This is a genomic window from Pseudomonas sp. CLCA07 (genome assembly GCF_053615335.1).
This window is the reverse complement of record NZ_CM132131.1, coordinates 736,435-759,312: the sequence shown is the minus strand read 5'-3', so window position 1 is coordinate 759,312 and position 22,878 is coordinate 736,435. Positions and strand designations below refer to the sequence as shown.

Genomic DNA, 22,878 nt, shown 5'->3' with positions numbered 1-22,878 from the left:
CCGGCATTCGAGGTTATTCCACGCCTGAAAAAATAAACACCGGGCGATGGAATAAAGCACGGTGGGGTACGTCTGCTTGATTCTTCTCACTTGTGGCCGATGGCCCTGGAGTTATTCATGGTAGATCGCTCATCACCGCCCACCCGGCCACCGCTGAGTGCCGCAAGCCTGACGCTGCGTTTGACTGGCATTGCGGTGGTGGTCGCCGCGCTGGCCGGTGCCTTTGCCTACGTCAACGGCACACTCGACCCACAGCGACTGACGCCAAAAGTGCTGATCAACGTGCTGGAAAAGAACAACGGCGTACACCCGGGTTTCCGCCGTAACCACGCCAAAGGTGTGTGCGTGATCGGCCATTTCGAAAGCACCGCTGAAGCACGCAGTTATTCCCGTGCGCAGGTGTTCGGTGAAGCACGGACCCCGGTGGTCGGGCGATTCGCACTGCCCGCCGGCAACCCTTACGCACCGGACAGCGCCGTACCGATTCGCAGCATGGCGTTGCGTTTCACCCAGGCAAACGGTCAGCAGTGGCGCACCGGGATGAACAGCATGCCGGTGTTCCCGGTGGGCACCCCTGAGGCGTTCTATCAATTTCAGCAAGCCCAGTCACCGGATCCTGCCACCGGTAAACCCAACCCGACGGCGGTCCCGGCATTCTTCGGTTCTCATCCGGAATCTGCGCCGTTCCTGGCCTGGATCAAAACCGCCAAACCGTCGGCCAGTTATGCGACGGAGACTTACAACAGCGTCAACGCGTTTTACCTGGTGAACGCGGCCGGTCAACGCCAGGCAGTACGTTGGAACATGGTGCCAGTGGCGCAGGATGCGGCGGGTGCCACAGCGCCTGAAGGCAGTGATTTTCTTGAGAAAGACCTGGTTCAGCGCTTGTCGGCCGGGCCGCTGCGTTGGCAGTTGAGGATCACGCTGGCAAACCCGGAGGATCCGGTCGACGACGCCAGCAAGGCCTGGCCCGAGGGTCGCAAAGTCCTGAATGCCGGCACCTTGGTCCTTGAAAGTACGCAGCCACAACTCAATGGCGAGTGCCGCGACATCAACTACGATCCGCTCGTGCTGCCCAGCGGTATCGAAGGTTCCAACGACCCGTTGCTCGCTGCTCGTTCAGCCGGTTACGCCAATTCCTACTTGCGCCGCACCAGTGAAGTCAGTCAGTTGCCCGCCGCTAAACAGGAGGCTCAACAATGAGCGCTCAACCGAACCATTTCGCGCCGTTGGCGCGGCTGCTGCATTGGCTGATGGCGCTGATGATCATTGCAATGCTGTTTATCGGCGCGGGGATGGTGGCCTCGGTGTCCGAGCGTCATGAGTGGTTGATTCATCTGCACAAGCCGTTGGGCGTTGCGATTTTGCTGCTGGTGATCGTGCGTTTGTTCGTGCGCTTTTCCACGCAACAGCCACCGTTGCCGGCGGATCTACCGGGTTGGCAGGTACTGGCGGCCAAGGCCTCGCACGTGTTGCTGTACGTCTTGATGTTGGTATTGCCGTTGCTCGGTTGGGCAATGATTTCGGCGGCGGGTGACCCGGTGATGCTTGGCAATTCGATCCAGTTGCCGTCGATCCTGCCGGCCAATGCACAGGTGTTTGCGTTCCTGCGCAAGGCGCATGGGTATCTGGCGTATCTGCTGTTTCTCACCGTACTGCTGCACTTGGCGGCGGCGTTGTTTCACGGTTGGGTGCGGCGTGATGATGTGCTGGACAGCATGTTGCGCGGCAAGGATCGCGGCTGACCTCGTAGCAGCTGGCGAAGCCTGCGTTTGGCTCATGTAGCAGCTGCCGAAGGCTGCGTCCGGCTGCACAGCAGTCGTAAAAACGAACACCGCGGTGTTTCAGATCGACCGCGGTGTTTTTGATGACGACTGCTTCGCAGCCGGACGCAGCCTTCGGCAGCTGCTACAGGGGTCGGGCGATCAGCGCAGGGTGTCGACCATGTCGGTGATGGTGGTCAACACGTCTTTGCCCAATTGCTTCGAGCGCTTGCCGGACCAGCCCGTGAGCGCATTCGGTGCATCGTTGTTGTCCTTGAACGGCATCTCCAGGGTCAACGACAGGCAGTCGAATTTCTGACCGACGCTGTTGCAGGCCAGGGTCATGTTGGCTTTTCCCGGTTCGTCGCGGGTGTAGCCGTGCTTGGTCTGGAAATCCTTGGTCAGGTGTTTCAGATGGCTGCGGAAATGCTCTTCGAGTTTTTCGATTCGGGGCGTATAGCCTGGATTGCCTTCGCAGCCGGCGGTGAACACATAAGGGATTTCTTCATCGCCGTGGACGTCGAGGAACAGGTCGACGCCATATTTTTCCATCTGCTGTTGAGCGAACAGCACTTCCGGGCTGAGGTCCTGGCTGGCGCTCTGCCAGGCGCGGTTCAGGTCTTGGCCCATGGCGTTGGTGCGCAGATGACCAAGGAAGGCTCCGTCCGGGTTCATGTTCGGGATCAGGTACAGGTCGGCGCTGGCCAGCAGTTTGTTCAACACTGGGTCGTCGTGTTTTTCCAGGCGTTCGATCACGCCTTCCATGAACCACTCGGCCATGTGTTCGCCGGGGTGTTGCTGAGCGATCATCCAGACTTTGCGCCGACCTTCGGCACCCGTGCCCTTACGCAGCAGCTGGATGTCTCGACCTTCAACACTCTTGCCCATGGCCAGCAGCTCGGTGCCGGCCTTGGTCAGTGCCTGTTCGATCAGCCAGTCGTGACGGCCACGACCGTAAGGTTCGAAATAAGCAAACCAGGCGTGAGTGGCGGTGGCTTCGAGGCTGAAGCGCAGGCAGTCGCCTTCAAAAATGGTGGGTACGCGGAACCAGTTGACGTGATCGTAGGATGCAACGGCCTGATAACCGTCCCAGGCTTTGTTGTATGAGGACTTGCTGGCGTTGTTCAGGCGAAACCAATGTTCCTGACCGACGTGCAGGCCGCTGGCCTTGAAGTGGAACCATTGAAAATGCTGGCTGCGAGTGTCGGGTTTGATCGCCAGCAACGCTTGAAGCGGATTGCTGATATCCAGCACTTCAATGTTGCCGCTGTCAAAGTTTGCGCTGATGTCGAAGGAAGATTTGGCCACGCTCATAGTCGGTTCCTGAATATGATTTTTATGGCTGCTACTTTACACGTTGGAAAGGATCAGGCGGCTGGAAAAAATCGCCAAGTCCTATAGGTCGCCATTGTTTTTCCTCAGAATCCGGGCTGTGGATTGGCGCATGGTTCCTGGGGAGGGCTGGATTGCTGGACGGCTACCGTTGCGCCATTCACCCCGAACATCGCCCTGCGGTGAAGTGAAACCTTCATCGGCGCGTATAGATCACCATCAGGATGGCCCCCTGCACCGAGCCCGCGCTGTGTGCCGCGTTCGGTGCGCGGCAACAGTAGTCGCCGACGTTCAGTGTTCGGTTCTGATCGTAGAATGAGCCTTGGAGTACGAACAGTTGCTCCAACTCCCCTTCATGGGTATGGCTGGCGACATGGGCGCCAGGGTCGACTTTCATCAACAGGGTTTTTTCTCCGCGCTCGCTGTCCTCAAACAGCGGTTTGAACCAGAAGCCTGCAGCCTTTGTCGGCAACCAGTCATCCATTGAGGACGAGTAATAAATAGAGCCTTCGACCGGTCCCTGGATGCCGTTTTTCCCGGCAATGCTCCACGAGGGTGTTTCATCGCTTTGCATGTTTTTCACCTGAGTTCGTTTACAAGTCCTTGACCAGTCTCAAGGCATCGTAGATCGCGGCGTGGGTGTTGCGCGCAGCCACCGCGTCGCCGATGCGAAATAACTGAAATCTGCCGTCCGGGTTGGTCACAACCTGTTGTGGGTTGCCGACGATCAGGTCCTGATGTTCGACCACACCGCCGTTGCTGGAAGCGGATTTCAATTCGAAATACAGATCGTCCAGCGGTCGGGTGCCGTGGTTGACCACCACTTGATCGACGCGTCGAACTTTGCGCGCACTGCCGTAATCGCTGTCGATCGTGGCCAGCAAATCCTGACCCTCGCGCTCGACGGCGAGCAGCCGGTAGGTGACGGTGAAGGTGGTATCCAATGCTTGCAGCGAGCGCATGTAGGGCACCAGATTCATCGCCATGACTTCCGGCGCGAAGGTCCGGTCCGGCGTCATGATCTCGACTTTTGCGCCACTTCTGGCGATGAACTCGGCAGCCTGCAGCGCCGCATGATCACCGGCGTCGTCGAACAGCAGGACATTGCGCCCGGGTTTCACATCTCCGGCAATAATGTCCCAGGTAGAGACCACCAGCTCATTGCCAGCCGAGAGAATTTCGGTATGGGGCAGGCCGCCGGTGGCGATGATCACCACGTCCGGGTTTTCGTCGTGGATGGTGCTGGCCTCGGCCCATGTATTGAAACGAAAGCTGACGCCGCGCGCCAGGCACTGGGCCATGCGCCACTCGACGATGCTGATCATTTCCCGCCGGCGTTCCGATTGCGCGGTGAGCCGAACCTGACCGCCGGCCTGGTTGGCGGCTTCGAACACCACCACCTCATGGCCGCGTTCGGCCGCCACTCGCGCCGCTTCCAGCCCGGCGACACCGGCCCCGACAATCACAATCTTGCGTTTGCTCGCCGCCTTGGGAATGTCATGGGGCATGCTGGTTTCACGGCCGGTGGCCGGGTTGTGAATGCAATAGGCAGCACCGCCCTGATAGATCCGGTCCAGGCAATAGTTGGCGCCGACACAGGGGCGAATATCTTCTTCGCGACCCTCGATAATCTTGCGCACGATATGCGGATCGGTCATGTGCGCGCGAGTCATGCCGACCATGTCGATCTTGCCCGAGGCGATGGCATGGCGAGCGGTGGCCACGTCCGGAATCTTCGCCGCGTGAAAGGTCGGGAAGTCGGTGGCGGCGCGAATCTCTCCCGCGAAGTCCAGGTGCGGTGAATTACGCATGCCCTGGATCGGAATCAGGTCGGTCAATCCCGCGTCGGTGTCGATGTGGCCGCGGACAACGTTGAGAAAGTCCACCATGCCGCTGTCTTTCAAGCGCCTGGAGATGTCCAGGCCGTCGGCCGCGGTCAGCCCGCCGGGCATTAACTCGTCGCCTGTATAGCGCACGCCGACGATGAACTCGTGGCCGACGCGCTGGCGAATGGCGCTGAGGATGTCGAAGGTAAAGCGCAGCCGGTTATCGATGGAACCGCCATACGGGGCATCGAGGTCGTTGGTCAGTGGCGACCAGAATTGATCCATCAGATGCCCGTAGGCTTGCAGTTCGATGCCGTCCAGGCCCGCAAACTTCATCCGTTCGGCAGCGTCGGCATAGTCCTTGATGATGCGTTCCACATCCCAGTCTTCCATCTTCTTCGGGAAGGAGCGATGGGAGGCTTCGCGCTCGAATGAGGGTGACACCACGGGCAGCCAGTCGCCCTTGTCCCAACGCGTGCGCCGGCCCAGGTGCGTCAACTGGATCATGACGGCCGCGCCATGTTCGTGGCAGGCGTCGCTCAGGTCGCGCATCCAGCCGACCACCTCATCCTTGTAGGCCAGAATGTTGTTGAACACCGGCGGGCTGTCTCGGGAAACGGCAGCGGACCCGGCAGTCATGGTCAAGGCCACGCCGGCCTTCGCCCGTTCTACGTGGTAGGCGCGATAGAGCTCCTTGGGCATGCCGTCCACGGGATAAGCCGGTTCGTGGGCGGTGGTCATGATGCGGTTTCGCAAAGTCAGGTGCTTCAACTGATAGGGCTGGAGGAGCGGATCATTCAGCATCGTCAAGACTCTCCGAAAGAGGGCAAGGACCTACGTTGAAATTACGTTAGGGTGAAATGTACACCTGTGTCAACACTGTGGACACAGGTGTACATTTTGCTTGCGTGGCGTTGTTTCAGCGACTAGGATCGAGCCATGAACGAACAAACCAAAGCAGTAGAAACCGGCTGGAGAGGGTCACTGGAAGGGTGGCTCGATGCAGCCTATGAAAGCCTGACCGAGTGCGGGGTCGACACGGTGCGGGTGATGCCGCTGGCGAAAAAGCTGGGGTTGTCGAGAACCAGCTTTTACTGGTTTTTCAAGGACCGCGAAGAGCTGCTCGCCGCTCTGATCGAGCGCTGGCGGGTGAAGAACACCGGTAATCTGGTCGCCCAGACCGAGTGTTATGCCGAGAGCATTGCCGAAGCGATGCTTAACGTTTTCGACTGTTGGCTGAACCCCGATCTGTTCGATTCACAATTCGAATTTGCCATGCGCAGTTGGGCCTTGCAGTCCGCTGAAGTGTCCGAGCATATCCGCGTTGCCGACATTGCCCGACGCGAAGCCTTGATCCGGATGTTCATGCGCTTCGACTACACATACGAGGGTGCCGATGTGCGGGCCCGGACGATTTACCTGACACAGATTGGCTACATCAGCACCAACACCCGAGAGGATATCGGGGAGCGAATGCGGCGGATTCCCGAGTACGTGAAGATATTCACCGGCCAGGAACCCCTGGAGCGCGAATTGAAACGCTTCTACTCCCGCCATGGGTATGTGATGGATGAGGTTTCATCGTCTACCCAAGACTGATCGCAACGTCTGACTGACGAAGGCAGGTTCACATGTACGAAAAACCCACGATAGGCATTATCGGTGGATCGGGATGGCTTGGCCGTTCGATTGCCCTGGCGATGCTCGACAAGGCTTTTGTCCAGCCCGCTGCGTTGGTGCTTTCGAACCGCAGCGCGAGCAACCCGCTGTCGAGTGCCAAGTGGTCGCAGGTGACAGTAACGCGCGACAACCAGGAACTGGTGGCGCGCTGTAAGGTGGTCATCGTGTCCGTGCGTCCCGAGCAGTTTGCCGAGGTGGAAATCTTTGCTGAAAACCGGTTGGTGATTTCCTTGATGGCAGGCGTTTCTCTGGAAGACGTAGCGCAGCGTACCGGCAGTCGGCAGGTGATTCGCGCCATGGCCAATGCCGCCGCCGAAATCGGCAAATCCTATACGCCCTGGCTGGCTACTCAAGAGGTCAGCGAAGAACAGAAAGCGCTCGCCCAGCGGTTGTTCGAAACCTTTGGTGGTGCCGATGAAGTCTTCAGCGAAAGTCATTTGAACTACCTGACGGCATTGGTGGGAACAGGGCCTGCTTACCCGGCGTTGCTGGCTCGCAGTCTGTTTCAGCATGCCGTGAGCAGCGGCTTGCCACCGGCGATCGCCCAGCGCGCCTCCCATGCAGTGGTGGTGCAAGCCAGCCAGTTGATTGGCAATGGACACTCAGTCGACGAACTCTTGCAGGCGCTCATCAGTTATCGCGGTGTCACGGCGGCGGGGCTCGACGCCATGCTCGCCAGCGGATTTGAAAAAACAATAAAAACAGGGCTGGATGCAGCGGCCTCGGTCGCCAATTCCATGAGTCCCTTTGCCCATTCTGCTGACACGAAAGAAGGTCCAATGACGCGGTAGTTGGCCCTCCTTAACTCCGGCCGCAATCGAGGTTAGCGTTTATGAATTTAAAGTCTTTCTCGAAGACGGGACTTGCACTCGGCATCGTCGCCTTCAGTGGTTGGGTGTCAGCCTCCGAGTGTGGTGATGTGACGATTGCCAATATGAACTGGCAATCGGCTGAAGTAATGGCCAACGTCGACAAGCTGATTCTCAATGCGGGTTATGGTTGCAATGCCGATCTGGTCACTGGGGATACGGTTCCGACCATCACCTCCATGGTCGAGAAGAGCCGGCCTGACATAGCGCCCGAAGGCTGGATCGACCTGGTTCCGGAAGTCGCCAGGACCGGCATTCAGAGCGGCAACCTGATCCAGGCGGCGAACTCGTTATCCGACGGCGGCTCGCAAGGTTGGTGGATTCCGAAGTACATCGCCGACGCCCATCCGGACATCAAAAGCTTCGAGGATGTGAAAAAGCATCCCGAACTGTTCCCGGCCCCTGACGACAAGAAAAAAGGCGCGATCTACAACGGCCCGCAAGGTTGGGGCGGCACTGTGGTCACCAGTCAGTTCTATAAGGCATACGACTTCGAGAAGGCCGGTTTCGTGCTGGTGGACACCGGTTCGGCCGCCGCGCTGGATGGCTCCATCGCCAAGGCCTACGAGCGCAAGGCGCCCTGGCTGGGGTTTTATTGGGAACCGACCGCTTTATTGGGCAAGTACCCGATGGTGAAACTGGACAATGGCCATCCGATCGATGCCGCGGAGTGGAAGCGTTGCAATACTGTCGCCGACTGTCCTGATCCAAAACCGAATGGCTGGCCGATTGATCGGGTCTACACCCTCACCACCAAATCCTTCGCCGCTCGCTCGCCAACGGTCATGGCGTACCTGAACAAACGCGCCTGGTCCAACGAGACGGTGAACAAACTGATTGCCTGGATGACCGACAACCAGGCCACCGGTGAAGAGGGCGCCAAGTATTTCCTGAAAAACAACGAAGCGCTCTGGACTAAATGGGTCACCCCTGAAGCGAGCGGCAAGATCAAGGCTGCGCTTTAATCCACTTGGGTCGATGCAGCTCGCCTGAGCGCGCTGCATTGAACCTCGCGCCTTGATAAAAATAAAAACACCCACGTATTGAAATGACCTGCCGGCTTTTTACGGTCTTCTACAAAAGGGGAATGTCATGGAGTGGTTACTCAGCTTTCCACACATGGAGGACGAAAGACTCCGGGCCTTGAAAAAGGTCATCGATGGAGCCTTTCGTAACTTCACCAGCACCTACGGCGACAGCTTCGAAACCTTTTTCCAGCCATTGCAGATTTTCCTCAATCAGTCCGAAAGGTTCATGACCACGACGCCATGGCCGATCATCATCGTGCTGGTCGCCTTGATTGCCTGGTTCGCCAGCCGCAGTTGGAGAATCGTCCTGGGGTGCGTGTTCACGCTGATGGCGATCGGGTATCTGGACATGTGGTCCGACACGATGAAAACCCTGTCGATGATCTTCGTCTGCACGGTGATATCCGTCGTCATCGGTTTGCCGACCGGGATCGCGATGGCCCGCTCCAATCGTCTGCAGAACCTGGTCAGCCCGGTACTGGATGTGATGCAAACCCTGCCGAGCTTTGTCTACTTGATTCCGGTGGTGATGTTGCTGGGGATCGGCAAGGTTGCGGGGCTGATAGCGGTTGTGATCTACGCCTTGCCGCCGATGATCCGCTTGACCAATCTCGGCATCCGTCACGTTGACGCCGAGATGCTGGAGTGCGCCGACGCCTTTGGTTCGTCCAGTTGGCAGAAACTGAAAAACGTCCAGTTACCCTTGGCGTTGCCCTCGATCATGGCCGGCATCAACCAGACGATCATGATGGCGCTGGCCATGGTGGTCATCGCGTCGATGATCGGGGTTCAAGGCTTGGGCCAACCGGTGCTCAAGGCTATTTCCAATCAATATTTCACCCTGGGCATTTTCAACGGGCTGGCCATTGTCGGTATTGCGGTGATCTTTGACCGAGTCAGCCAAGCCTATGGCCGAAGACTGCAAAAGCATTTGGAGAGGGTTCATGGCCACTAATCTGACCAACGATTTCGGCATCGAAATCAGGCATCTCTACAAGATCTTCGGTTACCAGGCGCAGGCCAGTATCGAGCGGGTCAAACAGGGCATGAGCAAGGCTGAACTGTTGAGCAATCACAGTCATGTGCTGGGGTTGAAGGACATCAATATCAGCATGCCGTCCGGGGGGATTCAGGTGATCATGGGGCTTTCCGGTTCGGGTAAGTCGACCTTGATCCGCCATATCAACCGATTGATCGAACCTACCGCCGGCGAAGTCATCGTCGGTGGCGTGGATGTGCTCAAGATGAGCCAGAATGATCTGCGAGAGTTTCGCCGACATAAAATTTCCATGGTGTTTCAGAAGTTCGCGCTGCTGCCAAACCGCACCGTGCTCGACAATGCGGTTTATGGGCTGGAGATCCAGGGAATGTCCCGTGACAGGCAAGTAGAGATCGCCACAGGCTGGTTGGACCGGGTAGGTCTTCAGGGGTATGCGAGTCACTATCCCAATCAGCTGTCCGGAGGCATGCAGCAGCGCGTCGGCCTGGCCCGGGCATTGGCCAGTGATGCGCCGATTCTGTTGATGGATGAAGCGTTCTCGGCCCTGGATCCGCTAATCCGCATGGACATGCAGTCGGTGCTGCTGGACCTGCAAAAAGAGATCAAGAAGACCATCGTATTCATTACCCATGATCTTGATGAGGCACTGCGCATTGGTGATCGCATCGCAATCTTGCGTGATGGCGAGGTGGTGCAACAAGGCACCCGACAGGAAATCGTCATGAATCCTGCCGATGATTACATTGCCAACTTCGTCAAAGAAGTGAATCGGGGGCGGGTGATCGGCGTCGAGGCAATCATGCGGCCCATTGTTCAGGTGAAAGTCGGAGCGACGTTGGCCGTACCCATGGGGACATCATTGGAGTCAGCAGTCAAAAAACTGGTTGAGGCGGGGCTTGATGAATTGGTGGTCACAGACAGTCAGGGTCAGCCAGTGGGGCAGTTGGCGCTGAAGTCGATTATAGCGACGATGGTCACCTCGACAGTGAGTGAGGAGTCACAGGTAGTTCAGCCAAGAGTGACGTCGAAAGCGTGACGGCTTACCGAAGGAAAACCAGGAGAAATTGCGGGTTGCAGAGGGGGGCGTCCTCCATGACGCAGGCGCAGCTTAGAGACTGTGCGATTGATTCTCAAGTGCTATTTGTACATTAGTTTGGCCCAATGCTACCGGGGCTTCTTTGGCCGACTGATATTCTTTTGATATTATCCGCGCCATCGAATTTGCAGCACCAAAAAGACTTCATTAGCCTGAAGGTAAAGCCAGAATAACTGGCAAAAAAAACCCGGCAAAAAGCCGGGTCAAAAACCGTGATTAGCCTGATGAGGAGATAGTCCAGGAGACCGACCTAAGGTCACTTGGACAATCGACTGATCTCGCGACCAGCTGCATGCAATAATAATCATTCTCGTTTGCAAGTCAAATGATTTTATTTGCACGATTGGAAAATTCTTTCCTGTCCTCCCTGAAAGCACGTCCGCTTCACACGTTCTGATGCCCTTGCAAAGACCGATCGATCATCGCCTTGGCCATGTCGATCATGTGCACCGTCGAAAAGGCCAGGTCGCGGCTCGCACCGTGCAGGTTACTGGCTGATTCATGTGCCGTCGCCGCAGCGCATCGCAACAAATCCGAGGCATGAACCAGCGCCTCTTCTGCGCTGATGTCCGGGTTCACGTCAAAAAACCGCTCCACAGCAGCGGGTTCGGACACAGTTGGTTTCAAGTAATAATCCAGCGCTCGCTGTGCGGCGGCATTGCCTTTTGGCGAGGTCAGGGTGGTATCGATTTGCATATCTGGCAGGTCATTGCTGGGTAACGTCATGACGATGGCAAGCTCCGTGATAGATTCAGATCCGTAAATCCATCCTAGTACGAACTGTATTTGTGACTGGAATTTAAATACTACAATTTGTGTTTTGTTGGTCGGAGTACCCCACGTATCGTGCCGCACATGGATAAATGGATTGAGTTAGTCAAAGCCAAGATGAGTGACCTCAAAGTCACTCAAGAGGTCCTCGCCGACCGCCTCGGGATGTCCCAGGGTGGCGTGGGTCACTGGCTGAATAAGCGCCGTCAGCCGAGCATCGAAGACATGAATCGTGTCTTGCGCGCGCTCGGGATGGATTTTCTGGAAGTGGCGACGGTGATTCGCGAGCGTCTGGTCTTGCAGGACGACGAGCCTTGCCTGGCCCACAAGTACAACCCGTACTTCCGTTACCCGGTCAGTGACTGGCGTGAGCCCGCGCAAGTGCGTGACGGTGAGTTATCGGTCTACGGCAAACCGCGTTTCGAGCTGACGGATTACCACGCGCAGGGCGCGGCTTTCTGGCTGGTGGTGGTGGGGGATGCGATGACCGCACCCACAGGCGTGAGCATCGCCGAGGGTATGATGATTCTGGTGGACCCGGCCATTGTGCCGGAGCCTGGAAAGCTGGTGATCGCGCAGTGGTCGGACAGCACCGAGGCGACTTTTCGCAAACTGATCGAAGAGGGCGGGCAGCGTTACCTGGTCCCGCTCAATCCGACGTATCCGAAGGCCCTTTACACCGATGAATGTCGAATTCTCGGGGTAGTGGTTCAGGCAACGGCCAAATTCTAATCAGATCGGTCCTCGTAAAATGTAGGACCGATCTTCATTTCACGCTTCTTCCAGCTCGACCAACGCACTGCCTTCGCTGACCATTTCGCCTTCCTGGCAATACAAGGCCTTGATCACGCCCGCGTGGGGCGCGCGAATGCTGTGTTCCATTTTCATCGCTTCCAACACCACCAATTGTGCCCCGGCTTCGACCGTTTGCCCGGCCTCCACCAGCACTCGCACGATGCTGCCGTTCATCGGCGCGGTAAGCCCACCATGATGGCTGTGGCTGGCTTCGACGGCGCTGATCGGGTCGTAGGACTCGATGCGGCGCAGTTCACCTTCCCATTGCAGATAGACATGGTCACCACGACGGATTGCCCGGTGCTGGCGGCGTACGCCGTTGTACTCAGTCAGCAATTGCTCACCTTGAAGGTGGGCTGTGCGGATGTCGCCCAAGGTTAGCGCGCGGTCCTGGCCTTCGCAGCTCAAGTGCAGGGTGATTTCTTTCGGCAAACCGGCACGGAAACCATTGCCGATAGCCCATGGCGAACTCACGTCATCCGCACGCGGTGAGTCTGGCTGACTCTGGGCAACCGCCTGAGCGGCAGCCTGCCAAAACGCGTCGCTGAGGTCCGAAGGCGCTGGCAACAATTGCTCCTGAAAACGCGGGATAAACCCGGTGTCCAGTTCTGCAGCAGCAAACGCAGGGTGCGCGATGATCCGGCGCAGGAAGTTGATGTTGGTCTTGAGTCCGCCAATCGCAAACTCATCGAGCATGCTCAGCAACCGCAGGCGCGCCTGTTCACGGTCTTCGCCCCAGGCAATCAACTTGCCCAGCATCGGGTCATAGAACGGTGAAATTTCGTCGCCTTCTTCAACACCGCTGTCGACCCTGCGTCCCGGGCCTTCGGCTGATTCACGATACAGCTCCAGGCGACCGGTGGCCGGCAGGAAATCATTGGCCGGGTCCTCTGCGTACAGTCGCACTTCAATCGCGTGACCGATCAGCGGCACTTCGGCCTGGGTCATCGGCAGCGCTTCGCCACGGGCCACGCGAATCTGCCAGGCCACCAGGTCCAGGCCAGTGATGGCTTCGGTGACCGGGTGCTCAACCTGCAGGCGCGTGTTCATTTCCATAAAGAAGAATTCGCCGCGCGAATCCAGCAAGAACTCCACGGTGCCGGCACCGACATAACCGATGGCTTGTGCCGAGCGAACAGCGGCTTCGCCCATGGCACGACGCAGCTCCGGGCTCAAGCCTGGCGCGGGTGCTTCTTCGACGACTTTCTGGTGGCGACGCTGGATCGAGCAGTCACGTTCATTCAGGTACAGGCAATTGCCATGCTGATCGGCAAAGACCTGGATTTCCACGTGGCGCGGTTTGAGCAGGTACTTCTCCACCAGCATCCGTGAATCGCCAAACGAGGATTTCGCTTCTCGCTGGGCCGAAGCCAGGGCTTCGGCCAACTGGCTGACGTCCTCGACCACTTTCATGCCTTTGCCGCCACCGCCGGCGGTGGCCTTGAGCAGCACTGGATAGCCGATGCGCTCACAGGCATCGCGGAAGGTGTCGAAGTCCTGAGCTTCACCGTGATAACCCGGCACTAACGGCACACCGGCAGTTTCCATCAGCGCTTTGGCGGCGGATTTGCTGCCCATGGCGTCAATGGCTGAGGCGGGCGGGCCGAGGAAGATCAGACCGGCGTCTTCAATCGCGCGGGCGAACCCGGCGTTCTCCGACAAAAAGCCGTAACCCGGATGGATCGCCTGAGCGCCGCTGGCCTTGGCTGCCGCAATCAGTTTGTCGATTTGCAGGTAACTGTCGGCGGCTTTGCTGCCACCGAGGTCGACGCGGATATCCGCTTCGCGGCTGTGTCGCGCTTCACGATCAGTAGCGCTGTGCACGGCCACGGTGGTCAGGCCCAGGGCTTTGGCGGTGCGCATGACGCGGCAGGCGATTTCGCCACGGTTGGCCACCAGCAGGGTGGTGAGAACAGGTGCGCTCATCAACGCGGCTCCTTGGTGGTGGGGGCTTGCCAGCTCGGCGGACGCTTTTGCAAAAAGGCGCGCAAGCCTTCCTGACCTTCGGGGCTGACGCGGATGCGGGCGATGGCGTTTTCGGTGTAGCGGCGTAGTGCCGGGGTCAACGCGCCATGGCTGACTTCACGCAACAAGTCTTTGCTGACGCGCATGGCGGCGGGGCTGTTGAGCAGCAGGTTGTCGATCCACTGGTCGACCTTTTGCTCCAGCTCGGCGGCCGGATAGCTTTCCGACAACAAACCGATTTCCCGCGCCCGTTGCCCGCCGAAACGTTCGGCGGTCAGCGCATAACGGCGTGCCGCGCGTTCACCGATGGCCTGCACCACGAACGGGCTGATCACCGCTGGCGCCAGGCCGATGCGCACTTCCGACAGGCAGAACTGCGCGTCGTCGGCGCCAATGGCCATGTCGCAGCAACTGATCAGGCCCAGCGCACCGCCGAAGGCCGCGCCTTGCACCACGGCCAGGGTCGGGACTTTCAACTTGGCGAGGTTGTACATCAACTCCGCCAGTTCCCGGGCGTCGTCGAGGTTGGTGCCGTAATCGAGTTCGGCTGATTGCTGCATCCACGCCAGGTCCGCGCCAGCGCTGAAATGTTTGCCGCGTCCGCGCACCAGCAAAAAGCGCAGGCTGGTGTCGCTCGCCACGGCGTCCAGCGCGAGGATCAGTTCGCGGATCATTTGCGCATTGAACGCGTTGTTCTTTTCTTCACGGCTGAGCCACAGGGTGGCGAAACCCCGTGGGTCGGTCAGCAGTTCGAGGGTATTGAAGTCGCTCATGGTTTTCTCCCGATCACATCCGGAACACGCCGAAGCGGCTCGGTTCGATAGGCGCGTTCAACGACGCGGACAAGGCCAGGGCCAACACATCGCGGGTTTGTGCCGGGTCGATGACGCCGTCGTCCCATAGCCGTGCGCTGGAGTAGTAGGGGTGACCCTGTTCTTCGTATTGATCGAGGATCGGTTGCTTGATCTCCGCTTCTTGCTCGGCGCTGAAGCCCTGGCCACTGCGCTCGGCCTGCTCGCGCTTGACCTGCACCAACACCCCGGCAGCCTGCTCAGCGCCCATCACACCAATGCGTGCGTTTGGCCACATCCACAGGAAGCGCGGGTCGTAAGCCCGACCGCACATGCCGTAGTTACCGGCACCAAAACTGCCACCGATGATCACGGTGAACTTCGGCACTTTGGCGCAGGCCACGGCGGTCACCAGTTTCGCGCCATGCTTGGCGATACCGCCGGCCTCGTATTTCTGGCCGACCATGAAGCCGGTGATGTTTTGCAGGAACAGCAACGGGATGCCGCGCTGGCAGGCCAGTTCGATAAAGTGCGCGCCTTTCTGCGCAGCTTCCGCGAACAGGATGCCGTTGTTGGCGAGGATCGCGATCGGGTAGCCGTGCAAGTGGGCAAAGCCGCACACCAGCGTGGTCCCGAACAGCGCTTTGAATTCATCGAACACCGAACCGTCGACCAGACGCGCGATCACTTCGCGCACATCGAACGGTTGCTTAGCGTCCGCCGAGACCACGCCGTACAACTCGTCGCTACTGTACAGCGGCACAATAGGTGCGCGTTGTTGCAGTTCGCCGAGCTTGCGCCAGTTGAGGTTGGCGACGCTGCGTCGGGCAATGGCCAGGGCGTGTTCATCGCTCTCGGCGTAATGGTCGGCGACCCCGGAAATCTTGCAATGTACATCGGCCCCACCGAGGTCTTCGGCGCTGACCACTTCACCGGTCGCGGCTTTCACCAGCGGCGGGCCGGCGAGGAAAATCGTCGCTTGCTGGCGCACCATGATCGCTTCGTCAGCCATCGCTGGCACATACGCACCACCGGCAGTGCACGAGCCCATCACCACCGCGATTTGCGGAATGCCCATGGCACTCATGTTGGCCTGGTTGAAGAAGATCCGCCCGAAGTGCTCGCGATCCGGGAACACTTCATCCTGACGTGGCAGGTTGGCGCCGCCGGAGTCCACAAGATAGATGCACGGCAGGCGATTCTGCTGGGCGATGGTCTGGGCGCGCAGGTGTTTTTTCACGGTCAGCGGGTAGTACGAGCCACCTTTTACCGTGGCGTCGTTGGCGACGATCATGCATTCGACGCCTTCCACGCGGCCGATCCCGGCAATCACGCCAGCGGCCGGAACGTCTTCACCGTAAACCTCATAGGCCGCCAGTTGGCTGATTTCCAGAAACGGCGAACCCGGATCGAGCAGACGATTGATCCGCTCGCGGGGCAGCAGTTTGCCTCGCGAGGTGTGGCGTTCTTGAGCCTTCGGGCCGCCACCCAGCTGCACTTGGGCGAGCAGGGTGTGCAGGTCGTCGACCTGTTTAAGCATCGCCGCGCTGTTGGCCGAGAACTCCGCCGAACGGGGGTTGAGCTGGGTATGCAGGATAGCCATGGACAGCTCCGATTAGCGGGTTTCGTTGAACAGTTCGCGACCGATGAGCATGCGACGGATCTCACTGGTGCCGGCGCCGATTTCGTACAGCTTGGCGTCACGCAGCAGACGACCGGCTGGAAATTCGTTGATGTAACCGTTGCCACCCAGAATCTGGATCGCGTCGAGGGCCATTTGCGTGGCGCGTTCGGCGCTGTACAGGATCACGCCGGCAGCGTCCTTGCGCGTGGTTTCGCCACGTTCGCAGGCCTGGGCCACTGCGTAGAGGTAGGCGCGGCTGGCGTTGAGTTGGGTGTACATGTCGGCAACCTTGCCCTGGATCAGCTGGAATTCGCCGATGCTTTGGCCGAATTGCTTGCGGTCGTGAATGTACGGAACGATCAGGTCCATGCACGCCTGCATGATCCCGGTCGGGCCGCCGGAGAGCACAACGCGCTCGTAGTCGAGGCCGCTCATCAAGACTTTCACGCCGCCGTTGAGCACGCCGAGGATGTTTTCTTCCGGCACTTCGACGTCGTCGAAAAACAGCTCGCAGGTGTTCGAACCACGCATGCCGAGCTTGTCGAACTTGTTGCTGCGGCTGAAGCCTTTCCAGTCGCGTTCAACGATGAATGCAGTGATGCCGTGGGGACCTTTTTCGAGGTCGGTCTTGGCATAGATCACGTAGGTGTTGGCGTCAGGGCCGTTGGTGATCCAGGTCTTGCTGCCGTTGAGCACGTAGTGATCGCCACGTTTGTCGGCGCGCAGCTTCATCGAGACCACGTCGGAACCGGCATTCGGCTCGCTCATGGCCAGGGCGCCGATGTGCTCGCCGCTGATCAGTTTTGGCAGGTACTTGGATTTTTGCTCGTGGTTGCCGTTGCGGTTGATCTGGTTGACGCAGAGGTTGGAGTGGGCGCCGTAGGACAAGGCGACCGACGCCGAACCGCGGCTGATTTCTTCCATGGCCACGACGTGCGCCAGGTAACCCAGGCCAGCACCGCCGTACTCTTCCGGCACGGTAATACCCAGCAGGCCCATGTCGCCGAATTTGCGCCACAGGTCGGCGGGGAACAGGTTGTCGATATCGATCTGAGCCGCGCGCGGGGCGATCTCTTTGGCGACGAAGGACTGAACCTGATCGCGCAGCATGTCGATGGTTTCACCGAGGGCAAAATTCAGGGATGGGTAGCTCATGGGTCACCTTTTGGCTTTTTTGTAGGGCGGGGAGGGCAGTGATTCGCTTCTCACCTTTACGTTAACGTAAGCCTGTGACGAATGGCTGTCAATCACCCTTTACGTTAACGTCAACTTGAGCGAGAGTAGAGACAGTTCAAGATAGAACGCGGACACCCCTGAGGGAGCGCCGCCAGCCCATTAATAAAGACAATAGGGGTCATCATGGATCAACCCAGTGCAAGCCTGCAGCGCAGCTATACCCGTGGTTCCCAGGACAAAGCCTTGCTGGCGATGACCATCGGCCAAGCATTCGATAACACCGTTGCGCAGCACGCGACCGGGGAGGCGCTGGTCGTGCGCCATCAGCAGTTGCGCTACACCTGGCAGCAATTGGCCGACGCCGTAGACCTTCATGCCAGAGCGCTGCTCGCGCTGGGCTTGCAGGCCGGTGATCGTCTCGGCGTCTGGGCGCCGAACTGTGCCCAGTGGTGCATCAGCCAGTTCGCCAGTGCGAAAATCGGCGTGATTCTGGTCAATATCAACCCGGCATACCGCAGTTCCGAACTCGAATACGTGTTGAAGCAATCCGGTTGCCAATGGCTGGTCTGCGCCGGCGCGTTCAAAACCTCCGATTATCACGGGATGCTGCTAGGTCTCGTTCCTGAACTGGCCGAGCAATCCATCGGAAAATTGCACAGCGAACGTCTGCCCGACCTGCGCGGTGTCATCAGTCTGGATGCGCAGCCGCCTTCAGGTTTTCTGCCCTGGTCGCAATTGGCGGACCTGGCTGCCAGCGTTTCGATTGAACAGCTGCGCGAGCGCCAGGACAGTCTACATTTCGATCAGCCGGTGAACATCCAGTACACCTCTGGCACTACCGGATTCCCGAAGGGCGCGACCCTCAGTCATTACAATATTCTGAACAACGGTTACATGGTCGGCGAAAGCCTCGGCCTGACCGCCGATGATCGCTTGGTGATCCCGGTGCCGCTGTATCACTGCTTCGGCATGGTCATGGGCAATCTGGGCTGCATGACCCACGGTAGCACCATGATTTATCCGAATGATGCTTTCGATCCGCTGCTGACCCTGACCACCGTCGCCGAAGAAAAAGCCACGGCGCTTTATGGCGTACCCACCATGTTCATCGCCATGCTCGATCAGCCCAAGCGTACCGAGTTTGATCTGTCGAGCCTGCGCACCGGGATCATGGCCGGTGCCACGTGCCCCATCGAGGTGATGCGCCGGGTCATCAACGAAATGCACATGAACGAAGTGCAGATTGCCTACGGCATGACGGAAACAAGCCCTGTGTCGTTACAGACCGGTCCGTCAGACGAGCTGGAATTACGCGTGACTACTGTCGGTCGCACCCAGCCGCAGCTGGAAAGCAAAATCATCGACGAGGCCGGTAACCTCGTGCCGCGCGGCACCATTGGCGAGCTGTGCACCCGCGGTTACAGCGTGATGCTCGGTTACTGGAACAACCCGCAAAGCACGGCCGAGGCCATTGATCAGGCCGGCTGGATGCACACCGGCGACTTGGCCAGCATGAATGACGACGGCTACGTGTGCATTGCCGGGCGCAACAAGGACATGATCATCCGGGGCGGTGAGAACGTTTATCCGCGGGAGCTGGAGGAGTTCTTCTTCACCCATCCTGCGGTGGCTGACGTACAAGTGATCGGCATCCCGTGCTCGCGTTATGGTGAAGAGATCGTCGCCTGGATCAAATTCCACCCGGGCCACAGTGCCACCGAGCAAGAACTCCAAGCGTGGTGCAAGGAGCGCATCGCGCACTTCAAGACGCCGCGTTACTTCAAGTTTGTGGAGGAGTTCCCGATGACCGTGACCGGCAAGATCCAGAAATTCCGGATGCGCGAGATCAGTATCGAGGAGTTACGTAGTAAGCAGGGCTAATGAAGAGCAGTGTGGGAGCGGGCTTGCCCGCGATGATGGCGGCACATCCGACATAATTGACGGCTGACCCACCGCTATCGCGAGCAAGCTCGCTCCCACAGGGGGCAGTGAAAACTTGAACGCCAGAAAGCACAAAGGGGAGCCGAAGCTCCCCTTTAATTTTGTCGTTGCGCGTGCTCTTTTTTTGTTATTGAGGGGCGGTCTGTTTTTGTTTTTGGAAACCGTGACCCTTTACTGCTGTTTTTGTCGATCCCCATCCGGGATCAAGAGCAAACGTATTTTTTTGAGCGCTGATCTACTTTTTCGCTGAGCGATCCAACCAGTTCGGGAGCTACCTGAAGGTAGTTTTATTGTTCTCTGCCCGGTTGCGGGTAACTCCGAAAAGCACCCTGAAAAGCACATCCTCTCCAAAAAAATCTGTTAGCTGCGTCTCTGCCGTGTTGTTTTTGTTATGTCAGAGTCGTTACGTCTTATTTTTATTAGTGTTTGCTGCTTTTTTTGTTCTTGTTATGCAGTAGAGATAGCAGGAGCCGTGCCAACTTTTTAAAGTCCTTTAAAATCAATGATTTAGCATTTTGTAGGGTTTTTCTATCGGTCGAATCCCGACAATTTGTTTCCGTGTTACTCGCTTGTGCCCACGTTTCAGACGTCGCGGTAACACCCAAAGGCCTCACTGTGCACTGCGAGCCTTGGCCACACGTGAACCGGTCGGACGCCCCAGCACCGTGCAAATCTGTTGACCGGCCAGGATCAACGCATCCAGGTCGATACCGGTCTCTATACCCAAACCGTTGAGCAGGTACACCACGTCTTCGGTGGCGACGTTACCGCTGGCGCCCTTGGCGTACGGGCAACCGCCGAGGCCGGCGATGGAGCTGTCGAACACCGAGATCCCTTCCAGCAGGCTGGCGTAGATGTTGGTCATGGCCTGGCCGTAGGTGTCGTGGAAGTGCCCGGCGAGTTTTTCACGGGGCACGTCGGCCGCGACCACCTCGAACATCTTGCGCGTGGCGCCAGCGGTGCCCGTGCCGATGGTGTCGCCCAGCGACACTTCGTAACAGCCCATGGCGTAGAGTTCGCGCGCAACCCGGGCGACTTGCTCGGGGGCGACGTTACCTTCGTAAGGGCAGCCCAGCACGCAGGACACATAACCGCGTACGCTCACGCCATGTTGTTTGGCGGCGTCCATGATCGGTACGAAACGCTCCAGGCTTTCGCTGATCGAGCAGTTGATGTTGCGCTGGGAAAACGCTTCAGACGCGGCGGCGAATACCGCTACTTCTTTCACACCCGCCGCCATCGCGTCTTCAAACCCACGCAGGTTGGGAGCGAGCGCGCCATAGGTCACGCCGGGTTTGCGCTGGATCTGCGCGAAGACCTCGGCGGAGCCGGCCATTTGCGGCACCCATTTGGGCGAGACGAAACTGCCGACTTCTATATATCCGAGGCCGGCGGCGGTCAGCGCGTTGACCAGCTGCACCTTGTCGGCAACGCTGATCGGTTGGGCTTCGTTTTGCAGGCCGTCGCGGGGGCCGACTTCGACAATGCGTACGTGGGTGGGAAGGGACATGGCGTTGGACCTGTTGTAATTGTCTGAATGTTCACAGAACCCTGTAGGAGCTCAGCTCCTACACGACCTGCTGGCTCTTGATGGTTTGTTCCAGCGCCTGAGTACAGCGCTCCTGCGCGGTGTCCAGTTCCAGCTTCATCTGCTCGATGTCGAGCATCTGCTGCTCCAGCTGTTCGCGGCGCTCGGCGATCTTGTTCAACATGGTTTGCAGTTGTTTCTGATTGCCGCCGGTGGGGTCATACAGCTCGATCAGCTCGCGGCACTCGGCCAGGGAGAAGCCAATGCGCTTGCCCCGCAGGATCAGCTTCAGGCTGACCTTGTCGCGAGGTGAGTAGATGCGCTCCTGACCGCGACGCTCGGGGCTGAGCAGGCCTTGTTCTTCATAAAAGCGGATGGCCCGCGTGGTGATATCGAGCTCGCGGGCGAGGTCGGAAATGCTGTAGGTCTGGCTGCTCATGGAAGCGCTCGAAAAAGGTCATGGCGCTAAGCTAATGGCAGGTTGACGTTTACGTCAAGGGGCAGGAGTTTTCAGTGTTCTTGCAGGCCTCATCGCGAGCAGGCTCGCTCCCACAGGGGTTATCAGCAATGTCACAGATTTTGTGTTCACCGCCGATCCCATGTGGGAGCGAGCCTGCTCGCGATGGAGGCGCCTCGGTATCAAGTCCTACACCTTTTCGAGCTTCTTTTCATGCGCAGTCACCTGCTGGCACAACTCGATCATTTGCTCGCGCATCCAGCGGTTCGCCGGGTCCTGGTCGGTGCTTTCGTGCCAGTAGAGGTGAGTTTCCACCGGTGGCACGTCGTTGACCGGCAGGCTGAAGGCGTGCAAATCATTGCGACGGGCAAAGCGCTCCGGCACGGTCATGACCATGTCGGTCTGTTGCAACACTTGCGAGGCCATCAGGTAATGCTGGGACCGCAGGGCGATCTTGCGCTGGATGCCCATTTTTCCCAGGGCCAGATCAACATGGCCCAGGCCGCTGCGGCGGCTGGAGATGTGGATGTGGGTCATCGACAGATAATCATCCAGGGTGAATTTCTCTTTGCCCGCCAGCGGATGGCCCTTGCGCATGGCGCACACGTAACGGTCTTCCATCAATTTGACGTGACGCACTTGCGGGTCGGTGTTGAGCGGTGCATCCACCGCGAAGTCGAGACGTCCGGCCGCCAGTTCCTTGGTAGTTTCGCGGCGCTTTGACAGGAAGCTTTCGATGATCACCGTTGGTGCCAGGCGGCGCAGGCGCTGGAACAGCGGCGGCAGGATCACCGCTTCGGTGAGGTCGGTCATGCTGATGCGATAAGTCTTGACCGCCTGCAGCGGGTTGAAAATGCGGCTTTCCTGCACCGACACGCGCAACAGGGAGAGGGCGTTTCGCACTGGCCCGATGATGTTCTGGGCCATGGGCGTGGGCACCATGCCTTGGGCGGTACGCACAAACAACGGATCGTTGAAGGTCTCGCGCAAGCGAGCCAGAGCGTTCGAGACCGCAGGCTGGGTAATGCCGACAATCTGCCCGGCGCGGGTCAGATTGGCCTCGGTGTAGATCGCGTCGAAGACGATGAAAAGGTTGAGGTCGACCTTGCTCAGATTCATTGCGCTGCACTCTTATTGTTTGGGGCTTTTTGTTGTGGCCGGAGGCCTTGGCGATCAGTCGATCATATATCGGTGATGAATGTTAATACACGCCGAGAATAGGCTAGGTAAATTTTC

Annotated in this window: 20 protein-coding genes and 1 pseudogene; 10 read left to right on the top strand and 11 right to left on the bottom strand. The window is 58.5% G+C overall.

Annotation, left to right across the window (positions count from 1 at the left end):
- Positions 1-117: 117 nt before the first annotated feature.
- Together ACWGZX_RS03510 and ACWGZX_RS03505 are read left to right on the top strand one after the other, a co-directional pair.
- Positions 118-1,203 (top strand): catalase family peroxidase, encoded by a 1,086-nt coding sequence (locus ACWGZX_RS03510; RefSeq protein ID WP_452627309.1) that lies wholly within the window; start codon positions 118-120, stop codon positions 1,201-1,203.
- Positions 1,200-1,745, top strand: a complete 546-nt coding sequence (locus tag ACWGZX_RS03505; protein ID WP_452627308.1) for a cytochrome b — start codon at positions 1,200-1,202, stop codon at positions 1,743-1,745. The genes ACWGZX_RS03510 and ACWGZX_RS03505 overlap by 4 nt, the downstream gene beginning before the upstream one ends.
- Before the next feature lie 180 nt (positions 1,746-1,925).
- Here ACWGZX_RS03505 and ACWGZX_RS03500 read toward each other — a convergent pair whose 3' ends face one another.
- On the bottom strand, positions 1,926-3,077 hold the full coding sequence (locus tag ACWGZX_RS03500) for a M14 family metallopeptidase (protein WP_452627307.1): 1,152 nt from the start codon (positions 3,075-3,077) through the stop codon (positions 1,926-1,928).
- Between the two features lie 110 nt (positions 3,078-3,187).
- Between ACWGZX_RS03500 and ACWGZX_RS03495 the strand changes: the two are divergent.
- Positions 3,188-3,280 (top strand): annotated as a pseudogene (locus ACWGZX_RS03495) (GlxA family transcriptional regulator); the annotation flags it as partial.
- Between the two features lie 11 nt (positions 3,281-3,291).
- Here ACWGZX_RS03495 and ACWGZX_RS03490 read toward each other — a convergent pair.
- Together ACWGZX_RS03490 and ACWGZX_RS03485 are read right to left on the bottom strand one after the other, a co-directional pair.
- Positions 3,292-3,669: a cupin domain-containing protein gene (locus tag ACWGZX_RS03490; protein ID WP_452627306.1), complete on the bottom strand. Its 378-nt coding sequence runs from the start codon at positions 3,667-3,669 to the stop codon at positions 3,292-3,294.
- 19 nt (positions 3,670-3,688) lie between these two features.
- Positions 3,689-5,725: an oxidoreductase gene (locus ACWGZX_RS03485; RefSeq protein ID WP_452627305.1), complete on the bottom strand. Its 2,037-nt coding sequence runs from the start codon at positions 5,723-5,725 to the stop codon at positions 3,689-3,691.
- 135 nt (positions 5,726-5,860) lie between these two features.
- On the opposite strand from ACWGZX_RS03485, the gene ACWGZX_RS03480 reads away from it, so the two are divergent.
- The 5 genes from ACWGZX_RS03480 (at position 5,861) to ACWGZX_RS03460 (ending at position 10,534) form a co-directional block, all read left to right on the top strand.
- Entirely contained in the window at positions 5,861-6,520 is a 660-nt protein-coding gene (locus ACWGZX_RS03480; protein WP_032833623.1) for a TetR/AcrR family transcriptional regulator, read from the top strand.
- A gap of 32 nt (positions 6,521-6,552) precedes the next feature.
- Positions 6,553-7,392, top strand: a complete 840-nt coding sequence (locus ACWGZX_RS03475) for a pyrroline-5-carboxylate reductase family protein (protein ID WP_452627304.1) — start codon at positions 6,553-6,555, stop codon at positions 7,390-7,392.
- Positions 7,393-7,433: 41 nt separating this feature from the next.
- Positions 7,434-8,435 carry an ABC transporter substrate-binding protein gene (locus ACWGZX_RS03470; RefSeq protein ID WP_452627303.1) on the top strand — a complete coding sequence of 334 codons (1,002 nt, stop codon included), beginning with the start codon at positions 7,434-7,436 and terminating at the stop codon, positions 8,433-8,435.
- Positions 8,436-8,589: 154 nt separating this feature from the next.
- Positions 8,590-9,453 (top strand): ABC transporter permease, encoded by an 864-nt coding sequence (locus ACWGZX_RS03465; protein ID WP_452628959.1) that lies wholly within the window; start codon positions 8,590-8,592, stop codon positions 9,451-9,453.
- The gene (locus tag ACWGZX_RS03460) at positions 9,443-10,534 is read left to right on the top strand and encodes a quaternary amine ABC transporter ATP-binding protein (RefSeq protein ID WP_452627302.1); all 1,092 of its coding nucleotides are present in this window, start codon (positions 9,443-9,445) and stop codon (positions 10,532-10,534) included. The genes ACWGZX_RS03465 and ACWGZX_RS03460 overlap by 11 nt, the downstream gene beginning before the upstream one ends.
- Before the next feature lie 444 nt (positions 10,535-10,978).
- On the opposite strand, the gene ACWGZX_RS03455 is transcribed toward ACWGZX_RS03460, so the two are convergent.
- Complete coding sequence (locus ACWGZX_RS03455) at positions 10,979-11,320, bottom strand: DUF6124 family protein (RefSeq protein ID WP_223517174.1); 342 nt, start codon at positions 11,318-11,320, stop codon at positions 10,979-10,981.
- Positions 11,321-11,449: 129 nt separating this feature from the next.
- Between ACWGZX_RS03455 and ACWGZX_RS03450 the strand changes: the two genes are divergently transcribed.
- On the top strand, positions 11,450-12,097 hold the full coding sequence (locus ACWGZX_RS03450) for a LexA family protein (RefSeq protein ID WP_223517172.1): 648 nt from the start codon (positions 11,450-11,452) through the stop codon (positions 12,095-12,097).
- Positions 12,098-12,136: 39 nt separating this feature from the next.
- Here ACWGZX_RS03450 and ACWGZX_RS03445 read toward each other — a convergent pair whose 3' ends face one another.
- Genes ACWGZX_RS03445 through ACWGZX_RS03430 form a run of 4 tightly spaced genes read right to left on the bottom strand, consistent with a single transcriptional unit; the run spans position 12,137 to position 17,695 of the window.
- Complete coding sequence (locus tag ACWGZX_RS03445) at positions 12,137-14,086, bottom strand: acetyl/propionyl/methylcrotonyl-CoA carboxylase subunit alpha (protein WP_452627301.1); 1,950 nt, start codon at positions 14,084-14,086, stop codon at positions 12,137-12,139.
- Positions 14,086-14,898, bottom strand: a complete 813-nt coding sequence (locus tag ACWGZX_RS03440) for a gamma-carboxygeranoyl-CoA hydratase (protein WP_452627300.1) — start codon at positions 14,896-14,898, stop codon at positions 14,086-14,088. The genes ACWGZX_RS03445 and ACWGZX_RS03440 overlap by 1 nt, the downstream gene beginning before the upstream one ends.
- A 13-nt stretch (positions 14,899-14,911) precedes the next feature.
- Entirely contained in the window at positions 14,912-16,519 is a 1,608-nt protein-coding gene (locus ACWGZX_RS03435) for a carboxyl transferase domain-containing protein (protein WP_452627299.1), read from the bottom strand.
- 12 nt (positions 16,520-16,531) lie between these two features.
- Complete coding sequence (locus tag ACWGZX_RS03430) at positions 16,532-17,695, bottom strand: isovaleryl-CoA dehydrogenase (RefSeq protein ID WP_008031893.1); 1,164 nt, start codon at positions 17,693-17,695, stop codon at positions 16,532-16,534.
- Between the two features lie 204 nt (positions 17,696-17,899).
- Between ACWGZX_RS03430 and ACWGZX_RS03425 the strand changes: the two genes are divergently transcribed.
- Positions 17,900-19,597 carry an AMP-binding protein gene (locus ACWGZX_RS03425; RefSeq protein WP_452627298.1) on the top strand — a complete coding sequence of 566 codons (1,698 nt, stop codon included), beginning with the start codon at positions 17,900-17,902 and terminating at the stop codon, positions 19,595-19,597.
- A 670-nt stretch (positions 19,598-20,267) separates the two neighbouring features.
- On the opposite strand, the gene ACWGZX_RS03420 is transcribed toward ACWGZX_RS03425, so the two are convergent.
- The 3 genes from ACWGZX_RS03420 to ACWGZX_RS03410 all read right to left on the bottom strand — a co-directional run bounded on the left by ACWGZX_RS03420 (position 20,268) and on the right by ACWGZX_RS03410 (position 22,761).
- The gene (locus ACWGZX_RS03420; protein WP_452627297.1) at positions 20,268-21,167 is read right to left on the bottom strand and encodes a hydroxymethylglutaryl-CoA lyase; all 900 of its coding nucleotides are present in this window, start codon (positions 21,165-21,167) and stop codon (positions 20,268-20,270) included.
- 58 nt (positions 21,168-21,225) lie between these two features.
- Entirely contained in the window at positions 21,226-21,624 is a 399-nt protein-coding gene (locus ACWGZX_RS03415) for a MerR family transcriptional regulator (protein WP_452627296.1), read from the bottom strand.
- 207 nt (positions 21,625-21,831) lie between these two features.
- Positions 21,832-22,761, bottom strand: coding sequence for a LysR family transcriptional regulator (locus ACWGZX_RS03410; RefSeq protein WP_223517159.1), 930 nt, complete (start codon positions 22,759-22,761; stop codon positions 21,832-21,834).
- Positions 22,762-22,878 lie beyond the last annotated feature (117 nt).